The organism is Photobacterium sp. OFAV2-7, from assembly GCF_022347985.1.
Lineage (GTDB): Bacteria > Pseudomonadota > Gammaproteobacteria > Enterobacterales > Vibrionaceae > Photobacterium.
In genome coordinates, this window is sequence record NZ_JAKRFQ010000291.1 from 1 (window position 1) to 5521 (window position 5521).

The window sequence follows — 5521 nt, forward strand, 5'->3', positions numbered from 1 at the left end:
ATGTCCTGTTTCTGGATGGGAACGGCGCGACTGGTGCGCGGAGAGGTCATCAAGCTGAAGAATATGGAATTTACCGAGGCTGCCCGCTCGCTGGGTGTGCCGGTTTACCGGGTGATTTTCAAGCACCTGTTGCCAAATACCTCGCACATTCTGCTGGTGGAAATGACGCTGTTGTTTATCACCGCTATCAAGAGTGAAGTTATTTTGAGCTTCCTTGGGCTGGGTGTAAAAGACAGCATTAGCTGGGGGCTGATGATTGCAGAAGCCAGTGGCGAGGTAACGGCCGGCCATTTCTGTAACTTCTTTGCCTCTTCGGGCATGCTGTTTGTATTGGTATTGGCCTTTAATATGTTCTCTGATTCGCTGCAAGACGCGTTGGACCCAAGGAAGATTTAATATGTCTGAGCAAACCCCACTGTTATCGGTGGAGAATCTTACGGTTGAATTTAAGACCGATAAAGGCACGGTTCGCGCGATTAACGGAGTGAACTTTAAGGTAATGCCGGGTGAAACGGTGGCTATCGTCGGTGAATCCGGCTGTGGTAAATCTGTCAGCTCGCTATCGATTATGGGGCTGGTACCATCACCACCGGGCAAAATTGTTGATGGCAGCATTACCTTTAAAGGACGTGAGCTGGTTGGCCTGAGCGAGAAAGAGTATCGGAAAGTTCGTGGTAACGAAATTTCGATGATCTTCCAGGAGCCGATGACGGCACTGAATCCGGTACTGAAGATCTCGACCCAGATGATCGACGTGATCCGGCTTCATAATGATGTCAGCAAAAAGCAGGCTCGTGCCCGGGCTATCGAAATGCTGGATACCGTCGGGATCCCTTCTCCCGAGAAGAGGATAGATCAGTACCCGCATGAACTTTCAGGCGGTATGCGCCAGCGGGTAATGATAGCCATGGCACTGTCATGTGGCCCGGATCTGCTGTTGGCCGATGAGCCGACAACGGCGTTGGATGTGACCATTCAGGCCCAGGTGATGGACGAGATGGTCAGGCTGCAGAAAGAGCTGAACATGGCGGTGATCCTGGTAACCCACGATTTGGGTGTGGTGGCAGAGTCATGCCAGCGGGTCGTGGTTATGTATTGCGGTCAAATCATTGAAGAAGGGCCGGTAGAAGAGATCTTTGCGAATCCTAAGCATCCTTATACCAAAGGCTTGCTAGAATCGATTCCGGTTGTACGTGATAGGAAGATCCCGCGTCTGCCTACGATCAAAGGGGTCGTGCCGGATCTGCTTCACCTGCCTAACGGATGCCGTTTCGCTGATCGTTGCGATAAGGTGCATTCCCGCTGCCATGAAGCGGTTCCTCAACTTAGCGGATGTGAAACACACCGGGTTGCCTGTTTTAGCCCGAATGGAGGTGCCCAATGAGCGAAGTATTGTTAGAGGTAAACGGCCTCAAAAAGCACTTTACGGCGGGTAGTCGCTTTTTCGGAACCCAAGCGGTTTGTAAAGCGGTTGATGATGTCAGCTTTTCCATTGCACGAGGAAAAACGCTCGGCCTGGTGGGTGAGTCCGGTTGCGGTAAGTCAACGCTGGGGCGTTGTGTATTGCGACTGCATGAACCGAGCTCCGGTGAAGTAAAACTCGAAGGTGTCGACATCTCTTCACTAAGCAATCGTGAACTGAAGGAGAAGCGTCGGGATATCCAGATCATTTTCCAGGACCCGTACGCTTCACTCAATCCGCGAATGACGATCCATGAGATCTTGCGTGAGCCACTGGATACTCACAAGATCGGGACCGAAGAGGAGCGTGAAGCCAAAATTGCCGAAGTGATGGCGATCGTTGGCCTACGCCCACAGGTATTGAATCGTTATCCGCATGAGTTCTCAGGTGGTCAGCGACAACGAATCGGTATTGCACGGGCGTTGGTGTTGGAGCCTAAGTTCATTGTTGCCGATGAACCGGTGTCGGCGCTTGATGTGTCGGTACAGGCACAGGTGCTCAACCTGATTGCAGAACTGCAAGAGAAGAAGGGGATCTCCTTCTTGTTTATCGCCCATGATCTGGGTGTAGTTCAGCATATCTGCGATGAAGTCGGTGTTATGTACCTGGGAAGGATTGTTGAAAAGGCACCGGCTGAAGTGCTTTATCGCAACCCTAAGCACCCTTATACCAAGGCGTTGCTGTCGGCCATTCCTATTCCGGATCCGGCTGCCAGCAAAGAGTCAATGAAGCTTCAGGGCGATGTGCCTTCGCCTTTGGCACCGCCAAGTGGCTGTACTTTCCGTACACGTTGCCCGCATGCGTCGAGTCGGTGTAAGGAAGAGCGGCCAGCTACTCACAATACCGGCGAACAGGGTGGAGAGCACCTCGTTGCCTGTCACTTGTTCGACTAGTTGTTAGCCTAGTTGCTCACAGTATTGAGGCCAGTGGTATGAGTCATACTGCTGGCCTTTTTTATTGGTTGCCGGTTTGTTTATGGATTAATTAGCTTTCCATGCTTCCTGCCTTGTCTGCGAGTACATCGATATGGGCATGGACACTATGTGCCAGTGCCAGCAGGTTGTAGCCTCCCTCCAGCGAGGACACGATTCTGTCTTTGGCATAGCAGGCTGCAGCCTCGGTGATGATGTTCGTTACCCAGCGGTAGTCACTCTCATCGAGCAGAAGTTGCCCTAGCGGGTCATTTTTGTGGGCGTCAAATCCGGCTGAGACAAATAGCATTTGCGGCTGGTGCTTGTGAAGAGCGGGCAACCAGTCGCGCTTAACCGCAAGGCGAAATTCGCTGCCTTTGGTACCGGCGCGCAGGGGAGAGTTGACTATGTTCGGGCGCTGGATGTCGTAATACCTAAGCGGATAGAAAGGGTGCTGGAAGGTCGAGCAGACTAACACTTCCGGGCGATTTTTGAAGCTGTCGATCGTGCCGTTGCAGTGGTGAACGTCAAAATCGAGAATGGCGACCCGTTTTATCTCATCCCGGCTAAGGGCGTGCTCGACCCCCACAGCGATATTGTTAAAGAAGCAAAATCCCATTGCCGTACTGGTTTCGGCATGGTGCCCGGGGGGCCGAACAGCGCAGAAGGCGTTGGTAACTTGTTGGTCGAGTACCATATCGGTGGCCATAGTCACAGCACCTGCTGCCAGGCGGGCGGCACGCATCGTATGCGGATTCAGAGCGGTATCAGCATCGGCATAAACTAACCCCCTCTCAGGCTGCAGGCTGTCAAGCCAGCAGATGTATTCGGCCGGATGGACTCGTTCTATTTGTTCGTCTGAGGCGGTTTGTGCTGCCAGCCATTTGATCCTATCGCCCAGTTCAGTTGATGCCAGATATTGTGTGATGGCCCCCAGACGTTCCGGGCATTCAGGGTGATCCGCCCCCATCACATGCTTCAGATAGTCGCCATGAGTGATAAAAGCGGTGGTCATTGGTTGCTCCTTCCAACAAACGGACCTCCCTTTGATGACAGATCCGTCAAGCGTGACACTACTCATCTCAGCATAAGTGATGGCGCTTTTTCCTGCGTAGTGTTCAGAGCCTTATTTATTGGACAGCGGTGGACTTATCCCGGTGAGTAGAAGGTAAAAAGCAAATATCCCGTTATGCTTATACTGATTCTTGATACACCTAGTTTCCGAGCAGGCTGACAAGCCAGTTAACGGTTAATACCACTATGCGGAGGAAAGGAGTTAATGGACTGTATATTCTGCAAAATTGCTAGCAAAGAGATACCATCGACCTTGCTTTATGAAGATGAGCAAATAGTCGCGTTTAACGATAATGCCCCACAGGCCCCGACGCATGTTCTGCTCGTACCACATCAGCATATCGAGACTATTAACGATCTCGGTAAACAAGACTCAGCATTGATTGGTCATATGATCCTGACGGCAACACAATTGGCGAAGGATTTGTCTTTGGCAGAGGATGGCTATCGGTTGGTTTGGAATTGTAATCGCCAGGGCGGCCAGGCGGTCTACCATATCCATTTGCACCTGCTTGGCGGCCGCAATATGCACTGGCCCCCGGGTTGAGAAAGGCTTACCGCCTGTTGCGGTAAACCTTGCTGATGCAGATTCTCTACTAATTACTTGGGTGGAGAGATTTATGACGGCGTAATGCTGAGATAATCGATGTTCCGCCAATCATCACCATCATCGAGAGCATGACAATCACTACACCGTAGCCGACATGTGACCAAGGCTCGACTTGCCCCATCGCACGATTGACAAATAACACCATCACCGGGATCAGGTAGGTATACGCCGATACCTGCTCGGGTGCCAGCGACACGCTTCCCTGCTGGAATAGAAAGAAACTCAGTGCCGTTGCAAAGACGGCCAGATAACCAATGCCAAGCCAAATATCAGATGAAATGGCAGCCCAATCTGTGGTGGCAAGTTGAGGCGCCGCTCCTAGTGTTAGTAGCCCCGTGGCACAGATCAATGTCCAGCAGGTCATGTGGGTAATGGACTCGCCGCGATAGTATTTTTTGACCACGATCGGGTTCAGGGCCATAGCTAAACAGCCAAGTAGATAGATCTTGTTCGAACTGGTTAATGCGATAGAACCAGCAGCAGACAGATCGCCTCGGAAAATAATCAAACCGGCTCCCAACATTCCGCCCAGCAGGGCAACAATCACCGTCAGCGGTGTTCTACGTCTGAAAATGACAGCGGCCAGAACAGCACTCATCAGCGGAACTGTGGTATACAGCGCGCTGGTATCAAGCGCACTGGTATCTTGCAGTGCAATAAACATGGTGACGAAGTAGGTCAGTGCCGGCAGGCAGATCACTGTGTAGCGCGCAAAGTCTTTGGCGGTTGGTATGCGGAATTGTTTTTGGCCGACCAACAGGCCCATAAATAACAGGCTGGCCAGCAGATAGCGTATCCAAGTAACAACCAGTGGGTTTAGCTGCGCGGTAATGTGGCTACCAATCGGGAACGACAGGCTGATCAGTGCCGTGAAGGCAAACATTTTGAGGTGCGCAGTGTGGCTGGTTGTCATTGTCATAGGCAAGTTACTCGAGAAAACAGTGATTAGGGTCAAATTGCGGGCTATTTAATCAATACTTGACCCGTTGGTCAATAAATTTGTGATGTTAATCACGACATGTGTTTATTAACAATAACTAACAGGTTCAGCTGATATTAATTGTAAGGTGTTCGATTGTTTGACAAAGTAGCTGAAGTCGTTAGCAGAAGGAGTTCAGGCATGTTGAAGATATCAAAAGCTGGTTTTTTTGCGTCGCTCGCAGTGGGATTGACTGTTCTGTTTGCAATCGTTGATCACGAGCCCGTTCAGGCTAGCGAAAATAGTGGTCAGGTAGGGCGTTACCTTGCTTACCAAGAACAAAACCTCGAGGAGCTTTATCAGGTTAAAGCCCAATTGGCCGCATATGGTGAAGAGGATTCTGATCTCTACCTGGCTGTACTTAATGCCATTGATACCAGCCAGCACCTTGTCGACGAGGCCGAGAACTGGCAGTAGCTCGGGTGTGATGGCTACAGACAAACAGACAGTCCATGTTGCTGCGCAAGCCACTGATCTGGGTAACT

7 protein-coding genes are annotated in these 5521 nt (G+C 51.1%); 5 read left to right on the forward strand and 2 right to left on the reverse strand.

All coding sequences use genetic code 11. From position 1 onward, the window contains the following. The 3 genes from MHN01_RS14920 to MHN01_RS14930 all read left to right on the forward strand — a co-directional run. Positions 1-396, forward strand: a 396-nt coding sequence (locus tag MHN01_RS14920) for an ABC transporter permease (protein ID WP_239412070.1), incomplete at its 5' end; no start/stop codon positions are given. A gap of 1 nt (position 397) precedes the next feature. Next, complete coding sequence (locus tag MHN01_RS14925) at positions 398-1384, forward strand: ABC transporter ATP-binding protein (protein WP_239412071.1); 987 nt, start codon at positions 398-400, stop codon at positions 1382-1384. Further along, a complete protein-coding gene (locus MHN01_RS14930) occupies positions 1381-2355 on the forward strand; it encodes an ABC transporter ATP-binding protein (RefSeq protein ID WP_239412072.1) in 975 nt (324 codons plus the stop codon). The genes MHN01_RS14925 and MHN01_RS14930 overlap by 4 nt, the downstream gene beginning before the upstream one ends. Before the next feature lie 91 nt (positions 2356-2446). Here the strand turns inward: MHN01_RS14930 and MHN01_RS14935 are convergent, their stop codons facing one another. Further along, the gene (locus tag MHN01_RS14935) at positions 2447-3388 is read right to left on the reverse strand and encodes a histone deacetylase family protein (RefSeq protein WP_239412073.1); all 942 of its coding nucleotides are present in this window, start codon (positions 3386-3388) and stop codon (positions 2447-2449) included. 264 nt (positions 3389-3652) lie between these two features. Between MHN01_RS14935 and MHN01_RS14940 the strand changes: the two genes are divergently transcribed. Then, positions 3653-3994 (forward strand): histidine triad nucleotide-binding protein, encoded by a 342-nt coding sequence (locus MHN01_RS14940; protein ID WP_239412074.1) that lies wholly within the window; start codon positions 3653-3655, stop codon positions 3992-3994. 49 nt (positions 3995-4043) lie between these two features. Here MHN01_RS14940 and MHN01_RS14945 read toward each other — a convergent pair whose 3' ends face one another. Continuing rightward, complete coding sequence (locus tag MHN01_RS14945; RefSeq protein ID WP_239412075.1) at positions 4044-4976, reverse strand: DMT family transporter; 933 nt, start codon at positions 4974-4976, stop codon at positions 4044-4046. 201 nt (positions 4977-5177) lie between these two features. Here MHN01_RS14945 and MHN01_RS14950 point away from each other — a divergent pair, with 201 nt between their 5' ends. Then, positions 5178-5453 carry a hypothetical protein gene (locus MHN01_RS14950; protein WP_239412076.1) on the forward strand — a complete coding sequence of 92 codons (276 nt, stop codon included), beginning with the start codon at positions 5178-5180 and terminating at the stop codon, positions 5451-5453. Positions 5454-5521 lie beyond the last annotated feature (68 nt).